This is a genomic window from Aeromonas sp. (assembly GCF_050252055.1).
GTDB classification, from domain to species: Bacteria; Pseudomonadota; Gammaproteobacteria; order Enterobacterales; family Aeromonadaceae; genus Aeromonas; species Aeromonas caviae.
The window spans coordinates 94,902-109,475 of sequence record NZ_JBFWLQ010000012.1 but is presented as its reverse complement, the minus strand read 5'-3'; the positions used below and the strand labels follow the sequence as shown (position 1 = coordinate 109,475).

At 60.5% G+C, this 14,574-nt stretch carries 18 protein-coding genes; 5 read left to right on the top strand and 13 right to left on the bottom strand.

What is annotated here, in order from left to right; all coding sequences use genetic code 11:
* Positions 1–3 precede the first annotated feature (3 nt).
* From rpsS to rpsJ, 6 genes are read right to left on the bottom strand one after another with little or no spacing between them, the layout of a single operon-like run.
* Entirely contained in the window at positions 4–282 is a 279-nt protein-coding gene (gene rpsS, locus AB7E19_RS18730; protein WP_005307960.1) for a 30S ribosomal protein S19, read from the bottom strand.
* 22 nt (positions 283–304) lie between these two features.
* Positions 305–1,126 (bottom strand): 50S ribosomal protein L2, encoded by an 822-nt coding sequence (gene rplB / locus AB7E19_RS18725; RefSeq protein ID WP_010672560.1) that lies wholly within the window; start codon positions 1,124–1,126, stop codon positions 305–307.
* A gap of 15 nt (positions 1,127–1,141) precedes the next feature.
* Positions 1,142–1,444, bottom strand: a complete 303-nt coding sequence (gene rplW, locus AB7E19_RS18720; RefSeq protein WP_005307955.1) for a 50S ribosomal protein L23 — start codon at positions 1,442–1,444, stop codon at positions 1,142–1,144.
* Positions 1,441–2,046: a 50S ribosomal protein L4 gene (rplD, locus tag AB7E19_RS18715; RefSeq protein WP_005340616.1), complete on the bottom strand. Its 606-nt coding sequence runs from the start codon at positions 2,044–2,046 to the stop codon at positions 1,441–1,443. Before rplD ends, rplW begins: the two co-directional genes overlap by 4 nt.
* Positions 2,047–2,063: 17 nt before the next feature.
* Positions 2,064–2,696, bottom strand: a complete 633-nt coding sequence (gene rplC, locus AB7E19_RS18710) for a 50S ribosomal protein L3 (protein WP_010672559.1) — start codon at positions 2,694–2,696, stop codon at positions 2,064–2,066.
* Between the two features lie 22 nt (positions 2,697–2,718).
* Complete coding sequence (rpsJ, locus tag AB7E19_RS18705) at positions 2,719–3,030, bottom strand: 30S ribosomal protein S10 (RefSeq protein ID WP_005307944.1); 312 nt, start codon at positions 3,028–3,030, stop codon at positions 2,719–2,721.
* 354 nt (positions 3,031–3,384) lie between these two features.
* On the opposite strand from rpsJ, the gene AB7E19_RS18700 reads away from it, so the two are divergent.
* On the top strand, positions 3,385–4,299 hold the full coding sequence (locus AB7E19_RS18700) for a DMT family transporter (protein WP_322131264.1): 915 nt from the start codon (positions 3,385–3,387) through the stop codon (positions 4,297–4,299).
* Positions 4,300–4,334: 35 nt separating this feature from the next.
* On the opposite strand, the gene envZ is transcribed toward AB7E19_RS18700, so the two are convergent.
* Together envZ and ompR are read right to left on the bottom strand one after the other, a co-directional pair.
* Complete coding sequence (envZ, locus tag AB7E19_RS18695; RefSeq protein WP_010672557.1) at positions 4,335–5,645, bottom strand: two-component system sensor histidine kinase EnvZ; 1,311 nt, start codon at positions 5,643–5,645, stop codon at positions 4,335–4,337.
* The gene (ompR, locus tag AB7E19_RS18690) at positions 5,642–6,361 is read right to left on the bottom strand and encodes a two-component system response regulator OmpR (protein WP_010672556.1); all 720 of its coding nucleotides are present in this window, start codon (positions 6,359–6,361) and stop codon (positions 5,642–5,644) included. Before ompR ends, envZ begins: the two co-directional genes overlap by 4 nt.
* Before the next feature lie 202 nt (positions 6,362–6,563).
* Between ompR and greB the strand changes: the two genes are divergently transcribed.
* Positions 6,564–7,037, top strand: coding sequence for a transcription elongation factor GreB (greB, locus tag AB7E19_RS18685; RefSeq protein ID WP_045522388.1), 474 nt, complete (start codon positions 6,564–6,566; stop codon positions 7,035–7,037).
* Between the two features lie 268 nt (positions 7,038–7,305).
* Positions 7,306–9,612, top strand: coding sequence for a Tex family protein (locus tag AB7E19_RS18680; protein WP_322131265.1), 2,307 nt, complete (start codon positions 7,306–7,308; stop codon positions 9,610–9,612).
* A gap of 58 nt (positions 9,613–9,670) precedes the next feature.
* On the opposite strand, the gene AB7E19_RS18675 is transcribed toward AB7E19_RS18680, so the two are convergent.
* The 3 genes from AB7E19_RS18675 to bioH all read right to left on the bottom strand — a co-directional run bounded on the left by AB7E19_RS18675 (position 9,671) and on the right by bioH (position 11,504).
* Positions 9,671–10,432 (bottom strand): putative metalloprotease CJM1_0395 family protein, encoded by a 762-nt coding sequence (locus AB7E19_RS18675; RefSeq protein ID WP_236275850.1) that lies wholly within the window; start codon positions 10,430–10,432, stop codon positions 9,671–9,673.
* Between the two features lies 1 nt (position 10,433).
* Positions 10,434–10,667 carry a hypothetical protein gene (locus AB7E19_RS18670; RefSeq protein ID WP_010672552.1) on the bottom strand — a complete coding sequence of 78 codons (234 nt, stop codon included), beginning with the start codon at positions 10,665–10,667 and terminating at the stop codon, positions 10,434–10,436.
* A gap of 72 nt (positions 10,668–10,739) precedes the next feature.
* Complete coding sequence (gene bioH, locus AB7E19_RS18665; protein WP_322131266.1) at positions 10,740–11,504, bottom strand: pimeloyl-ACP methyl ester esterase BioH; 765 nt, start codon at positions 11,502–11,504, stop codon at positions 10,740–10,742.
* Between the two features lie 38 nt (positions 11,505–11,542).
* Here bioH and AB7E19_RS18660 point away from each other — a divergent pair, with 38 nt between their 5' ends.
* Positions 11,543–12,271: a ComF family protein gene (locus AB7E19_RS18660; protein WP_427936204.1), complete on the top strand. Its 729-nt coding sequence runs from the start codon at positions 11,543–11,545 to the stop codon at positions 12,269–12,271.
* A 148-nt stretch (positions 12,272–12,419) separates the two neighbouring features.
* Positions 12,420–12,998, top strand: a complete 579-nt coding sequence (gene nfuA, locus AB7E19_RS18655) for a Fe-S biogenesis protein NfuA (RefSeq protein WP_010672549.1) — start codon at positions 12,420–12,422, stop codon at positions 12,996–12,998.
* An 83-nt stretch (positions 12,999–13,081) separates the two neighbouring features.
* On the opposite strand, the gene gpsA is transcribed toward nfuA, so the two are convergent.
* Both gpsA and secB read right to left on the bottom strand, forming a co-directional pair.
* On the bottom strand, positions 13,082–14,086 hold the full coding sequence (gene gpsA, locus AB7E19_RS18650) for an NAD(P)H-dependent glycerol-3-phosphate dehydrogenase (RefSeq protein WP_214005877.1): 1,005 nt from the start codon (positions 14,084–14,086) through the stop codon (positions 13,082–13,084).
* Positions 14,087–14,088: 2 nt separating this feature from the next.
* Positions 14,089–14,559 (bottom strand): protein-export chaperone SecB, encoded by a 471-nt coding sequence (secB, locus tag AB7E19_RS18645; protein WP_010672547.1) that lies wholly within the window; start codon positions 14,557–14,559, stop codon positions 14,089–14,091.
* Positions 14,560–14,574: the final 15 nt, after the last annotated feature.

Genomic DNA, 14,574 nt, shown 5'->3' with positions numbered 1-14,574 from the left:
CCCTTAGCGCTTCTTAGCCTTCTTATCAGCAGCATGGCCGCGATAAGTACGAGTCGGTGCGAATTCACCCAGTTTGTGACCGATCATTTCTTCGGTAACGAAAACCGGAACGTGCTGACGACCATTATGGACAGCGATGGTCAAACCGATCATGTTCGGGATGATCATTGAACGACGGGACCAGGTCTTAACCGGCTTTTTATCCCCGCTTTCCACCGCTTTCTCTACCTTCTTCAGCAAGTGCAGGTCGATAAATGGACCCTTCTTGAGAGAACGTGGCATGGTGATTCCTCTATGTTAACAATTACTTGTTACGACGACGTACGATGTACTTGTCGGTACGCTTGTTCTTACGGGTCTTGAAGCCCTTAGCCTTCTGGCCCCATGGGGACACAGGCTGCATGCCCTTGTTACGACCCTCACCACCACCGTGCGGGTGATCAACCGGGTTCATCGCCATACCGCGAACGGTCGGACGAATACCACGCCAGCGGTTAGCACCGGCTTTACCCAGTTGACGCAGCATGTGCTCGGAGTTACCCACTTCACCGATGGTAGCGCGGCACTCGGCCAGAACTTTACGTACTTCGCCGGAACGCAGACGCAGAGTTACATAGTTACCTTCACGAGCCAGGATCTGGATGAAAGTACCAGCGGAACGAGCCAGCTGGGCACCTTTACCAGGCTTCATCTCAACGGCGTGAACGGTAGAACCGACCGGGATGTTGCGCATCGGCAGGGTGTTACCTACCTTGATGGCAGCATCAGCACCAGAGGCGATTGCATCACCAGCTTTCAGGCCTTTCGGGGCCAGGATGTAACGACGCTCACCGTCTGCATACAGCACCAGGGCAATGTTTGCGGTACGGTTAGGATCGTATTCCAGACGCTCAACTTTGGCCGGAATGCCGTCTTTGTCGCGCTTGAAGTCGATCAGACGGTAGTGTTGCTTGTGACCACCACCGATATGACGAGTGGTGATACGACCGTTGTTGTTACGGCCACCGGACTTGCTTTTGCTGTCCAGCAGAGCGGCAAAGGGCTTGCCCTTGTACAGCTCTTGGTTGACGATCTTGACGACGTGGCGGCGGCCCGGAGAAGTAGGCTTGCACTTAACGATTGCCATTTTTCAGAACTCCTCTTACTCGGCTGCGCCCATGAAGTCGATGTCCTGACCAGCTTTCAGGGTCACATAAGCCTTTTTCCAATCGGAACGACGGCCTACGCGTGCACCTGCGCGCTTGGTCTTACCCTTCATGTTCAGGGTACGGACGGTCTCAACTTCGACCTCGAACAGTTTCGCAACTGCAGCTTTGACTTCCGCCTTGGTGGCATCAACAGCAACTTTGAACACGATAGTGTTCTGCTTTTCTGCGACCATGGTGCTCTTTTCAGAGATGTGCGGAGCCTTCAGAACTTTCAGCAGACGCTCTTCACGGATCATGCCAGCATCTCCTCGATTTGCTTAACTGCGTCAGCAGTCATCAGAACCTTGTCGAAAGCGATCAGGCTGACCGGGTCGATACCGGCAACGTCACGCACGTCAACTTTGTACAGGTTACGAGCAGCCAGGAACAGGTTCTCATCGACTTCAGCAGTCACGATCAGAACGTCAGTCAGTTCCATTTCTTTCAGCTTGGCGATCAGTTCTTTGGTCTTCGGCGCTTCGATGCCGAACTTCTCAACAACGATCAGGCGCTCTTGACGTACCAGCTCGGACAGGATGCTACGGATAGCGCCGCGGTACATCTTCTTGTTTACTTTCTGGCTGTGATCTTGCGGCTTAGCAGCAAAGGTCACACCACCGGAACGCCAGATGGGCGAACGGATGGAGCCAGCACGGGCACGACCAGTACCCTTCTGACGCCACGGCTTTTTGCCGCCACCAGACACTTCAGAGCGAGTCAGCTGCGCACGAGTACCCTGACGGGCACCAGCGGCATATGCAACGACAACCTGGTGAACCAGAGCTTCGTTGAATTCGCGCCCGAAGGTAGTCTCGGAAACTTCAAGAGCGCTCTTGGCGTCTTTCATTACCAATTCCATTACTATCTCCTCAGACGTTACGCTTTGACGGCAGGTTTGACGATCACGTTGCCGTTGGTTGCACCCGGTACTGCGCCTTTGATGAGCAGCAGGTTGCGTTCAGCGTCAACACGAACCAGTTCCAGGTTCTGAGTCGTTACACGCTCAGCACCCATGTGACCAGCCATCTTCTTGCCCTTGAATACACGGCCCGGGGTCTGGTTTTGACCGATGGAGCCAGGTACACGGTGGGACAGGGAGTTACCGTGGGTCATATCCTGGGTACGGAAGTTCCAGCGCTTAACAGTACCGGCAAAACCTTTACCCTTGGATGTGCCGGTAACGTCTACCAGCTTAACGTCAGCGAGAAGATCTACTTTCAGCTCGCTACCAACAGTGAAAGTTTCACCGTTGTTCAGGCGGAATTCCCACAGACCGCGACCGGCTTCTACACCAGCTTTGGCGAAGTGGCCAGCTTCCGGCTTGGTTACGCGGCTGGCTTTCTTGGCGCCAGTGGTAACCTGAATAGCGTTGTAGCCGTCGGTTTCTACAGATTTGACCTGAGTTACACGGTTAGCTTCAACTTCGATAACAGTCACCGGGATAGAAACGCCATCTTCAGTGAAGATGCGAGTCATACCCACTTTGCGACCTACAAGACCGATTGTCATTGTTATCAACCTCTTTCCGTAATTAACCCAGGCTGATCTGGACGTCTACACCAGCTGCCAGATCCAGACGCATCAGAGCGTCAACGGTCTTGTCAGTCGGTTCAACGATGTCTACCAGACGCTTGTGAGTGCGGATCTCGTACTGATCACGCGCGTCTTTGTTGACGTGCGGGGAGATCAGAACGGTGAAACGCTCTTTGCGAGTCGGCAGCGGGATAGGACCGCGAACCTGCGCGCCAGTGCGCTTAGCAGTTTCAACGATTTCCGCAGTGGATTGATCGATCAGGCGATGATCAAAAGCCTTCAGGCGGATACGGATTCTTTGGTTCTGCATTGACAGAGCTCCAATAGATAAAAGAACATAAATCAACACCGCCCGACCGGGACTACTCCCGCCAGAGGTGTGATTTTTCACGTTTCCTCCCATATCGGGAGGACTGTATGGCTGGCAACTCGTAAACGGGAAGCTCAGCAAGCAGACATATCGTCTGGCTGCCTCATGGGCAAGCGGAGGGGATTATACGGATTTTTTCCACTCACGCAAGTGAAGGCGGACAGATTGTGCGCAATGTTGTGTGGCAGATGGATCTCCAGGCGATCAAATCATCGCCATCGGCGAGACGGTAACGACAATGTTGCAAACAGGCTGATAGACTGCGCCCTCGCCCCAGTTTGCGGAACGCATCCCATGCTCAAGAATCAGAAGAAAGCCTACCAGTACGGGCTCTGTGCCATCGCCCTCTGGTCCACGGTGGCCAGCGCCTTCAAGATCTCCCTCGCCTACTTTGAACCGGTACAGCTGCTGCTGGTCGCGGCCTGCACCTCGACCCTGACCCTGGGGTGCATCGTGGCCTGTCAGGGCAAACTGCCGCTACTGCTCGACTACATCAAGAGTCGCCCCCTCTACTACCTCGCTCTCGGGGTCCTGAACCCCTTCCTCTATTACCTGCTGCTGTTCAAGGCATATGATCTGCTGCCCGCCCAGCAGGCACAGACTCTCAACTACACCTGGGCCATCACCCTCAGCCTGCTGGCCGTTCCCTTCCTCGGTCAAAAGCTGCGCCGCCGCGATGGCGTCGCCATCGTGCTCGGCTATTTCGGCGCCCTGGTGATCGCCACCAGGGGGGACGTGTTCGGTCTGCAGTTCGACAGTCCGCTCGGCGTCACGCTGGCGCTGGTGTCGACCCTGATCTGGGCCGGTTACTGGATCCTCAACACCCGCAATCAGGGGGATCCCGTCGTCAGCCTGCTGCTCGGCTTCCTCATCAGCCTGCCCTTCATCATCGTGGCGACCTGGTTGCTCTCGGACTTTGCCATGACTGCCTGGCAGGGATGGGCTGGCGCCATCTATGTGGGGCTGTTCGAGATGGGTTTCGGTTTCGTGCTCTGGCTGATGGCCCTGCGCCACGCCACCAACACGGCCCCCATCAGCAACCTCATCTTCATCTCGCCGTTTGCCTCTCTGGTGCTGCTCAACCTGTTGATCGGCGAAACCATTCACCCGGCAACCCCCATCGGGTTGGCTCTCATCGTCGCCGCCCTGCTTATCCAGCAACTCAAATATGGTAAGCGCTACCGCAAGGTGAGCGACCCCCACCCCTGACAGACAAAGGGCGCATCCCTCGATACGCCCTGCTTTCAATCCATCCACTCCAGCGGCTGGTTCTTGGGTAGCCGGATCTCCACCTGCAAGCCCCCCAGTTCGGAGCGCCCCAACCTGATGGTACCGTGATGCTGGGAGACTATCTTGGCAACGATGGCCAGCCCCAGCCCACTCCCGCCACCGGTGCGCGCCACATTGCCCTGGGTGAAGGGCTTGAGCACCCGGGAGTAGTCCTCTTCTGCGATCCCCGGGCCATTGTCGGAGAGTCGCAGCCGCACCCAGTGGCCATCATCCCTGAGCTCGGCCTGCAACCGGGTCGCGCCATAGCGCAGGGAGTTGCCCGACAGATTGTTGAGGATACGGCGAATACTGATGGGATGGCAGGCCACACGCACCGCCTCCTCCGGCAGGAGCAGCTCCACTTCCAGTCCCTGATCGGTCTGCATCAGCAACGCATCGTGAATGAGCTGGGTCAGGTCGACGGGTCGGGCATCGAGCCCCTCGTTCGGGCGAATGTAGTCGATGAACTGATCGATGATACCGTTCGACTCATCGATGTCCGCATTGATGCTCTCCTTGAGGTACTCATCCCCCGAGGACATCATCTCGGTCGCGAGACGAATGCGGGTGAGAGGGGTGCGCAAATCGTGGGATACCCCGGCCATCATCAGGTTGCGCTCCTCGATCAGCCCCTTGATGGAGCTCGACATGTGGTTGAAGGTGCGGGTCAGGCGGCGCACCTCCCGCGAGCCCTGCTCCCCCAGGGCATCGGGAAAGTTGCCGCGCGCCACCGCCACAGCCCCCGCTTCCAGATCCTCCAGCGGTCGCACCAGCTGACGGGCAAAACGCCAGGCCGCAAACAGGGTCACCACCAGCAAGACGCTCATATAGAGGATGAGCGGTTCGATGTCGTCATCTTCAATCTCCGTCAGGGGAATGCGCACCCACATCTGGCTGGCCTGGGGAGGCTGGATCCAGATAATGTAGTGATCCTGGATTTCAACCCTGACCCTGGTATCCCCTTTCAATTCGCGGCTGATGCTCTGCTCCAGATAGGGGTAGGGCTTGGAATCATTCAGCCCGTGCTGCTCCGCCTCGCTCTGGGTATAGATGTCGCTGCCAGTGGTCACATAGACCAGCGCCTCGGCATCTTCACTGAGCGCCAGCTGGTTGTTGTCCACCGGGAAGATGAGTTTGACCTGGTTTGCCAGCAGGTGGCTGATCTGCTTGACGGTCGGCGCCAGCAGGTAGTTGTAGAAGGTAACGTAGGAGACGACTTGATAGACCACCAGCACGGCAGCCAGAAACCAGAGCATGCGGGAGAACATGCTGCCCACTTTCTTCATGCGTTCTCACCGTCCGGTACGAACACATACCCCAGACCCCAGACGGTCTGCAGATAGCGAGGCTGGGCCGGGTCCTGTTCCAGCAGGCGGCGCAGGCGGGAGACCTGCACATCAATGCTGCGCTCGGTGGCCGTGTACTCGCGACCACGGGCCAGGTTCATCAGCTTGTCACGGGAGAGCGGTTCGCGAGGATGACTCACCAGCACCTTGAGCACGGCGAACTCCCCGCTGGTCAGGGCAACCGGTTCGCCATCACGGCTCAGTTCACGGGTCGCCAGATTGAGCTGGTAGGCCCCGAAACTCACCATCTTCTCCGCCGCGGAAGGGGCGCCGGGCAGCTCCACGGTATGGCGGCGCAGCACGGCGCGGATCCGGGCCAGCAGCTCACGGGGGTTGAACGGCTTGGGCAGATAATCGTCGGCCCCCATCTCCAGACCGACGATGCGATCCACTTCGTCCCCCTTGGCGGTGAGCATCAAGACAGGGATCTGGTTGCCGGCCTCGCGCAGGCGGCGGCAGATAGAGAGGCCGTCTTCCCCCGGCAGCATCAGATCAAGCACCATCAGGCTGAAGTTTTCACGCGTCAGCAGGCGATCGGCCTGCTCCCCGTTGGCGACACCTCGCACTACAAACCCCTGCTCGGTGAGGTAGCGCTCCAGCAAGGAACGCAGTTTCAGATCGTCGTCCACCACCAGGACCTTGTATTGCTGACTCATTGCCACCTCTCTTTTCTGTCTCCCCTCATACTAGAGCCGCCCCCTGCAACCACAAAGCATAAATATGTTACCGGTTATTGCCCTCATTCGGCCCCGGAGCCGGGAAGGATGGATGGCCAGCTCTGCTTTTTGCTCGACAGCGCGGCGACAATGACTAAGATCCCGAGCAACCGGATGCAATTGGCGAGGGAGTGATAACTCCATGAAAACCAAACTCATTACCCGTGAAGGCTACACCAGGCTCCGGCAGGAGCACGACATGCTCTGGCGGGAGGAGAGGCCCGATGTCACCAAAAAAGTGGCCTGGGCGGCGAGCCTGGGTGATCGCAGCGAGAATGCCGATTACCAGTACAACAAGAAACGCCTGCGGGAGATCGACCGCCGGGTTCGCTACCTGCGCAAGTGCCTGGAAGAGCTGACCATAGTCGACTACTCCCCCTCCCAGGAGGGCAAGGTCTTCTTCGGCGCCTGGGTCGAGGTAGAAAACGACGAGGGTGAGACCAAGCGCTTTCGCATCGTCGGCTATGACGAGATCTTCGGCCGCAAGGATTACATCTCCATCGACTCCCCCATGGCCCGTGCCCTGCTCAAGAAAGAGGTGGGCGATGAAGCCTTGGTGCAAACGCCAGTGGGTGACGCCTGCTGGTACGTCAATGAGATCAGCTATCCCAAATAAGCCAGGCCTAGCCTCACTGCCAAATCGGCTGAGAAGGCCAGGAGAGACCGAGCATGTCCGCCCACCGGGTATGAGAAACGTCATTTCTACCGGGGTGGCATCCCGCTGCCCGACCCCATATAGTGCTCACACCCGGCGCCTTGCGGCGCCAACCGGCCCGCGCGGCAGTGGCCTGGCAGGTATCTAAAGTATCGCCAGGACAGACCCCCTGTTCGGCGACATAGCCCCACGCTGGCCAGTTAGACAGGACCCGACCAAGAGACCCTCGATGCAAAGCCACGTAATAGAACATCAGATCGCCGGTGAGCTGAATGCCCGCCCGGAACAGGTGCAGGCAGCCGTTCGCCTGCTGGACGAAGGCGCGACCGTTCCCTTCATCGCCCGTTACCGCAAAGAGGTGACCGGCGGTCTGGACGACAGCCAGCTGCGTACCCTGGAGAGCCGCCTCGGCTACCTGCGTGAACTGGCGGATCGCCGCCAGGTGATCCTGCGCTCCATTGAAGAGCAGGGCAAACTGACCCCCGAGCTGGCCCGCGAGCTGAACGATGCCGACAGCAAGACCCGGCTGGAAGACCTTTATCTCCCCTACAAGCCCAAGCGGCGCACCAAGGGGCAGATGGCCATCGAGGCGGGGCTGGAGCCACTGGCGGATTTGCTGCTGGGTGACCCCATGAAGGATCCCGAGCAAGAGGCGGTTCGCTTCCTCAATGCCGAGCAGGGGATCCCCGACGGCAAGGCCGCCCTCGACGGTGCCCGTTACATCCTGATGGAGCGCTTCGCCGAGCAGGCCGATCTCCTTGAGAAGTTGCGGGACTACCTGTGGCACAACGCCACCCTGCGTGCCCGCGTGGTGGCCGGCAAGGAGCAGGAAGGGGCCAAATTCAAGGACTACTTCGAACACGACGAACCCCTGCACAAGGCCCCCTCCCACCGGGTGCTGGCCATGTTGCGCGGCCGCAACGAGGGGATCCTCAACCTGGCGCTGGTCACCGGCGAGGATGAGGGTACCAGCCCCTGCGAAGGGATCATTGCCCATCACCTCAGACTCAACCTGCAACACCGCCCGGCCGACAAGTGGCTGCAGGGGGTGGTGAGCTGGACCTGGAAGATCAAGCTCTCCCTGCAGATGGAAACCGAGCTGATCGGCCGTATCCGCGAGTCAGCGGAGGAGGAGGCGATCAAGGTGTTCGCCATGAACCTCAAGGATCTGCTGATGGCGGCACCGGCCGGCATGCGCTGCACCATGGGGCTGGATCCCGGCATCCGCACCGGGGTCAAGGTGGCGGTGGTGGATGCCACCGGCAAGCTGGTCGATCACGCGACCATCTATCCGTTCGAACCCAAACGCCAGGTTGACCAGAGTCTCAAGACCCTGAGCGAGCTGTGCCAGAAGCACAAGGTCGAGCTCATCAGCATCGGCAACGGCACCGCATCCCGGGAAACCGACCGCCTGGTGAGCGATCTGTTCGAGCGCTACCCGACCGCCAAGGCACAGAAGATAGTAGTGAGTGAAGCGGGGGCATCGGTCTACTCCGCCTCCGAGCTCGCCTCCCAGGAATTCCCGGATCTCGACGTCTCCATTCGCGGCGCCGTCTCCATCGCCCGCCGGTTGCAGGATCCCCTGGCCGAGCTGGTCAAGATCGATCCCAAGAGCATCGGTGTGGGCCAGTACCAGCACGATGTCGGCCAGAGCCAGCTGGCCCGCCGCCTCGACGCGGTGGTCGAGGATTGCGTGAACGCGGTGGGGGTGGATGTGAATACCGCCTCGGTCGCCCTGCTCAACCGGGTTTCCGGCCTCTCCCAGACCCTGGCCCAGAACATCGTCGCCTACCGCGACGAGAACGGCGCCTTCAAGAGTCGTCAGCAGTTGCTGAAAGTTGGCCGACTCGGGCCCAAGGCATTCGAGCAATGCGCCGGCTTCCTGCGCATTCGGGGCGGCAGCAACCCGCTGGACGGCTCGGCGGTGCACCCGGAATCCTACCCGGTGGTGGAGCGGATCCTCGCCAAGCTGGAGCAGACCGTGGACAGCCTGCTCGGCAACAGCAGCCTGCTGCGCACCCTCAAGCCCACCGACTACACCGACGAGCAGTTCGGGGTGCCTACCGTCACCGATATCATCGGCGAGCTGGACAAGCCCGGCCGCGACCCGCGTCCCGAGTTCAAGACCGCCACCTTCAAGGAAGGGGTGGAGAAAATCAGCGATCTGGTGCCCGAGATGGTGCTGGAGGGTGTGGTCACCAACGTCACCAACTTCGGCGCCTTCGTCGACATCGGCGTCCATCAGGACGGGCTGGTGCACATTTCTTCCCTCACCGATCGCTTCGTCAAGGATCCCCGCGAGGTGGTCAAGGCCGGTGACATCGTCCGGGTCAAGGTGCTGGAAGTCGACGTACCGCGCAAACGCATCAGTCTTACCATGCGTCTGGATGAAAAAGCCGGCCAGCCTGCACGCAAACCGGCCGAGCCGCGTCACACCGGCAACGCCCGACCGAAACAGGCGCCCCGTCAGAGCGCTCCGGCCGAGGGTGCCATGGGCAACGCCTTCGCGGCTGCCCTGTCGAAACTGAAGAAATAAGCCCCCAGAATGCAAAAAAGCCCCGAAAGGGGCTTTTTCATGCCAGCACAGAGCGGGATCAAACGTCCTGACTCAGGCTATGCGGGGAGGCTGGCCTCACCGCTTGCTGATAGTGCCTGGCAATCACCTGGTTTCGATTGTCCATATAAGCACCGAGCGGGCCTGTGGTTTCCTGCCTGAGGGTCATCAGATCCTTGCGGGCCTGTGCCTCCTTGCCAGAGGCGGCACGGGCCACACTCATGTCTTGTGACGATGGTTCATCGGGAGCCAGTGCAGCGGCACGCACCCGCTGCATCTTGGCGATGGTCGCGGCGGGATCCCCGGGAATGGTCCCCATGTCGATGACCACCTCCCCCCCGGTGGCATAACGCTTGCCATCCGGCCCACGGGAAAACTGGTAGGTAGGGCTCCCCGCATGCTCGCCGCCTGCTGCCTGGTGCGCCTGCTCGTGCTTGCGAACTTCGAGATCCCGTTCGACCAGCGCAGCCACCTGACGCTGCTGCTTTTGCTGCTCCTGCTGTTCACCCTCCTGGCGTTGTCGACGCTCCCCCTCCTCCCCCGTTGCCTCGACAAAACGGTGCGCCACCATCACGGGGCCGGTCTGGCCGTTCTCTTTCGTGGACGAGGATGGGGTGGCGGGATTGGCCTGGGCGGCCCGGGATCTCTCTTTCTGGGAACCGACGCCGGACTCGGCGTTGGACGCTTCGCTCTGGCGGCTGGGGGGCACCAGTTCTGCACGGCGGTTGTCAGTCTGCGCCGATTCCGTCTGCGGCTGCAGTTGATTCGGAATGATGGTCGGCAGACTGACGTTGATGTTCATGTCACACCCGGATATCGATCAGGGTGCCCAGCATGTCGCTGGCCGTCTGGATCACCTTGGCGGATGCCCCGGCATGCAGCTCGGCCACCTTGAGATTCACCAGTTCATCCGGCAACTGCACCTGATCACCCGCTGGCGTATTGAGACGGGCGATCTGGCTGGACGCCTGGCCCGCTAACTGCTCGGCCCGTTGGAACCCCTGCACGCCCGCCGTCATGGCTGATTCGATACGCATTGGCACACTCCTCTGTAGGGTTGGCTAATTATCCACCAACCTGACGAGTTATTGAAGCCTGCCGCTCAAATCTCAGTCAATGAACCGCCGCAGGAGGGTGATGAACTGCTCTGGATGGGAGATGAAGGGAGCATGGGATGCCTTCTCCAGCACCAGACTGTGGCTGGCAGGGTAGCGCGCATCCAGCAAGGGGATCGCCGCCTTCGGCACCAGGGTATCCAGCCTGCCGTAAAGACGCAGCCAGGGCAGATCCAGGCCGATCAGTTCATCCCGCAGATCGACCTCGGCCAGCAGGCCCAGACCCGCCTCCAGGGCCGCAAGCCGGGGAGCGGGTCGCTCCGCCAGCCAGTGACGCAACTGGCGAATGTCGTTTCTGGCATGCTCGCTGCCCATGGCCTGGATCGCGAGGAAGCGCTCTATGGTCTGCATGAAGTCGCCGGCCAGCATCTGGTTGAACCCCGCCAGCACCTTGGGGGCAATCCCGGGCCACTCGTCGCGGGCCATGAAGCAGGGAGAGCTGGCTACGGTAATGAGAGAGTGAAGGCGCTCAGGCATGGTCAGCGCCAACTGGCTCGCCACCAGACCACCGAGGGACCAGCCGAGCAGATGGCATTTTTCGGGCAATATGGCCGCCACCTGCTCTGCCAGCCAGGGCAGGGTGTAGTCTGTCCCTGCTTGCACGGGGCTGTTGCCAAAGCCGGGCAGGTCCACCAGATGCAGCCGATAGTGGGCAGCCAGTTCTTGGGCAATACCGTGCCAGACGGCCCCGTTCATGCCCCAGCCATGCAACAACACCAGGTCCGGGCCCTGGCCAAACCGCTCAACCGATACGCTCATCTAGACTCAAGATCCCTGTTTATCTGCTTGGAGCCTGCATGTTAAAGCGGCTGCTCGCCAAAGCAAGTCCGATCCTTGGCACCCAGTCCGACTGGCTCGGTCTGTGCCTGCTCTGTCGCCAACCCTGTGATGACACGCCCTTGTTGTGCTCCTGGTGTCGCCACGCCCAGCGCCAACACGACAGACGATGCCTGATGTGTGCAGCACCGCTGCCGGAGCAACATCGCGAGAGCGAACTGCTGTGCGGTCGCTGCCAGCGCAGACCCGCCCCCTGGGAGCGTTTGCAGGTGATCGGCGATTATCAGGCACCTTATGCCCAACTCATCCCCCGGCTGAAGTATTCCGGTCAGATCCTGCTCGCGCCGCTGCTTGCCCGCCTGCTGGCAGACCATCTGGACCTCTCCAACCCACCGCAGGTCATCATTCCGGTTCCCTTGCACTGGTGGCGCCAGTGGTGGCGCGGCTTCAATCAGGCAGAAGAAATCGGCCATGCCCTGAGCGCACTCACCGGCATTCCTTGCGACACCCGCGTACTGCGCCGGACAAGGTCGATCCCGCAACAGACCCGGCTCAGTGCCGGCCAGCGGCGATGCAATCTGCGTGGCGCCTTCGACATGGCACCTCACCACTACCGGCATGTGGCACTGCTCGATGATGTGGTCACCACGGGCGCCACCGCAGGTCAGCTCACCCGGTTGCTTCATGAGCACGGCGTCACCACGGTAGAGGTGTGGGCCATCTGCCGTACCCTCAGACACCTGAAATAACCGGGCAGGGATCCGGCCCGGGAGTCCGCTGGCGGCATGATTCCGATACGCCCGGGCTCACAGGCTCGCCATCGGCACGCTACCCAAGCCCCGCCAAGCGAGTTATCATGAATACCCTAGTCGTACACTCAGGTTTATGAGGATAGTGATGATCAGCATTTCCGACACCGCCCAGGCCCACTTCCGCAAGTTGCTGGAGAAGCAGCCTGATGGCACCAACATCCGGGTGTTTGTGGTCAATCCGGGAACCCAGAATGCCGAGTGCGGCGTATCCTATTGCCCACCCGACGCGGTCGATCCGGAAGATCAGCACCTGCCCTTCAGCGGCTTCGACTGCCTGGTCGATCCCCTGAGCGCCCCCTTCCTGGTGGATGCCACCATCGACTTCGTCACCGATCAGATGGGCTCCCAGCTCACCCTGAAAGCCCCCAACGCCAAGATGCGCAAAGTGGCCGACGACGCCCCGCTGATCGACCGTATCGAATACGTGTTGATGTCCGAGGTGAACCCCATGCTGGCCGGTCACGGCGGCAAGGTCACCCTGGTCGAGCTGACCGACGACAAACTGGCCATCCTGCAGTTCGGCGGCGGTTGCAACGGTTGCTCCATGGTCGACTACACCCTGAAAGAGGGGATCGAGAAGCAGTTGCTGGAGAAATTCCCGGGCGAACTCAACGGCGTCAAGGATGCCACCGAGCACCAGCGCGGCGATCACTCCTACTACTGATTTGCTGCCGCTGTCGCAAAGACATGCGGCAAAGAAAAGGCCCCGCCAGCTGGCGGGGCCTTTTGCATTCTGCAGCGGGCGGATCACTCGTCCTTCTTGTCTCGCGACAGCAGGGCGATGGCCGCCTCTTTCGGATTCTTGCCTTCGTACAGCACCTTGAAGATCTGCTCGCAGATGGGCATCTCGACGCCACAGCGGGCCGCCAGCAGATGCACCTCCTTGGTGTTGCGATAGCCTTCCACCACCTGGCCTATCTCGGTCATGGCGGTGTTCACATCCTTGCCGGCCCCGAGGGCCAGCCCGAAGCGACGGTTGCGCGACTGGTTGTCGGTACAGGTAAGCACCAGATCCCCGAGCCCCGCCATCCCCATGAAGGTCTTGGCGTCGGCACCCAGCGCAGCGCCCAGACGCTGCATCTCTACCAGGCCCCGGGTGATGAGCGCGGTCCTGGCGTTGGCGCCAAAACCGAGTCCGTCGGAGAGACCGGCACCGATGGCGATGACGTTCTTGACCGCCCCGCCCAGTTGCAGACCGATGAAGTCCGGATTGGTATAGACCCGGAACGAACGGCCACAATGCAGCAGGTGGGAGAGATCGTCGGCAAAGTCGTCGTGGGTCGAGGCCACCGAGATGGCGGTCGGCAGACCGGCAGCCAGCTCGCGGGCGAAGGTCGGGCCGGAGATGACCGCCAGTGGAATGGCATCCCCCAGCACCTCCCGCGCCACCTCTTGCAGCAGACGGCCGCTATCCGGCTCCAGCCCCTTGGTGGCCCAGGCGATCCGAGTATCCGGGCGCAGGAAGGGTTTGACCTGGGCCAGTACCTGGCCGAACACATGGCTCGGCACCACCAGCAGCAGCACGGGAGCGGCTTGCACCGCCGCCTGCAGATCCGACGTCAGTTGCAGATCGGCCGGGAAGGGGACATCCGGCAAGAATGCCTTGTTGCAGCGATCCTGTTCCAGCTCGGCGACATGGGCAGGGTCGTGACCCCACAGCAGGGTCGGATGACCATTGCGCGCCAGAGAAATGGCAAGGGCGGAGCCATAAGACCCCGCCCCCAGGACCGAGATTGCGATCTGGTCGGCCATTATCAGGCTTCCGCAGTCGCCTGCTGGGCCTGTACCTGCGCCATGTGCTGGGCGAACAGGGCGTCGAAGTTGACCGGTGCCAGGTTCAGTTGCGGGAAGGAACCCTTGCTCACCAGGTTGGACACCGCTTCGCGGGCATACGGGAACAGGATGTTCGGGCAGAAGGCCGCCAGGCAGTGGGCCAGTTGCGGCTCAGGCAGGTTGCCGATGGTGAAGATGCCGGCTTGCTGCACTTCGCACAGGAAGGCGGTCTCGGTTTCCAGCTTGCAGGTGACGGTCAGGGTCAGCACTACTTCATAGACGCTGTCGGCCAGGACATTGGTCTTGGTGTCCATGTCCAGCTTGACGTCCGGCTGCCACTCTTTCTGGAAGATGTGCGGGGTATTCGGGGCTTCGAAGGAGACATCCTTGGTGTAGACACGCTGGATGTGGAATTCCGGTTGCACTTCCTGGTTGTTGATTTCGTCAGCCATTTCGTTTGATTCCTT

Excerpts from the sequence above, each read along its gene's own strand:
- rpsS (WP_005307960.1), bottom strand. The coding sequence starts at position 282 with ATGCCACGTTCTCTCAAGAAGGGTCCATTTATCGACCTGCACTTGCTG.
- rplB (WP_010672560.1), bottom strand. The coding sequence starts at position 1,126 with ATGGCAATCGTTAAGTGCAAGCCTACTTCTCCGGGCCGCCGCCACGTC.
- rplW (WP_005307955.1), bottom strand. The coding sequence starts at position 1,444 with ATGATCCGTGAAGAGCGTCTGCTGAAAGTTCTGAAGGCTCCGCACATC.
- rplD (WP_005340616.1), bottom strand. The coding sequence starts at position 2,046 with ATGGAATTGGTAATGAAAGACGCCAAGAGCGCTCTTGAAGTTTCCGAG.
- rplC (WP_010672559.1), bottom strand. The coding sequence starts at position 2,696 with ATGACAATCGGTCTTGTAGGTCGCAAAGTGGGTATGACTCGCATCTTC.
- rpsJ (WP_005307944.1), bottom strand. The coding sequence starts at position 3,030 with ATGCAGAACCAAAGAATCCGTATCCGCCTGAAGGCTTTTGATCATCGC.
- AB7E19_RS18700 (WP_322131264.1), top strand. The coding sequence starts at position 3,385 with ATGCTCAAGAATCAGAAGAAAGCCTACCAGTACGGGCTCTGTGCCATC.
- envZ (WP_010672557.1), bottom strand. The coding sequence starts at position 5,645 with ATGAAGAAAGTGGGCAGCATGTTCTCCCGCATGCTCTGGTTTCTGGCT.
- ompR (WP_010672556.1), bottom strand. The coding sequence starts at position 6,361 with ATGAGTCAGCAATACAAGGTCCTGGTGGTGGACGACGATCTGAAACTG.
- greB (WP_045522388.1), top strand. The coding sequence starts at position 6,564 with ATGAAAACCAAACTCATTACCCGTGAAGGCTACACCAGGCTCCGGCAG.
- AB7E19_RS18680 (WP_322131265.1), top strand. The coding sequence starts at position 7,306 with ATGCAAAGCCACGTAATAGAACATCAGATCGCCGGTGAGCTGAATGCC.
- AB7E19_RS18675 (WP_236275850.1), bottom strand. The coding sequence starts at position 10,432 with ATGAACATCAACGTCAGTCTGCCGACCATCATTCCGAATCAACTGCAG.
- AB7E19_RS18670 (WP_010672552.1), bottom strand. The coding sequence starts at position 10,667 with ATGCGTATCGAATCAGCCATGACGGCGGGCGTGCAGGGGTTCCAACGG.
- bioH (WP_322131266.1), bottom strand. The coding sequence starts at position 11,504 with ATGAGCGTATCGGTTGAGCGGTTTGGCCAGGGCCCGGACCTGGTGTTG.
- AB7E19_RS18660 (WP_427936204.1), top strand. The coding sequence starts at position 11,543 with ATGTTAAAGCGGCTGCTCGCCAAAGCAAGTCCGATCCTTGGCACCCAG.
- nfuA (WP_010672549.1), top strand. The coding sequence starts at position 12,420 with ATGATCAGCATTTCCGACACCGCCCAGGCCCACTTCCGCAAGTTGCTG.
- gpsA (WP_214005877.1), bottom strand. The coding sequence starts at position 14,086 with ATGGCCGACCAGATCGCAATCTCGGTCCTGGGGGCGGGGTCTTATGGC.
- secB (WP_010672547.1), bottom strand. The coding sequence starts at position 14,559 with ATGGCTGACGAAATCAACAACCAGGAAGTGCAACCGGAATTCCACATC.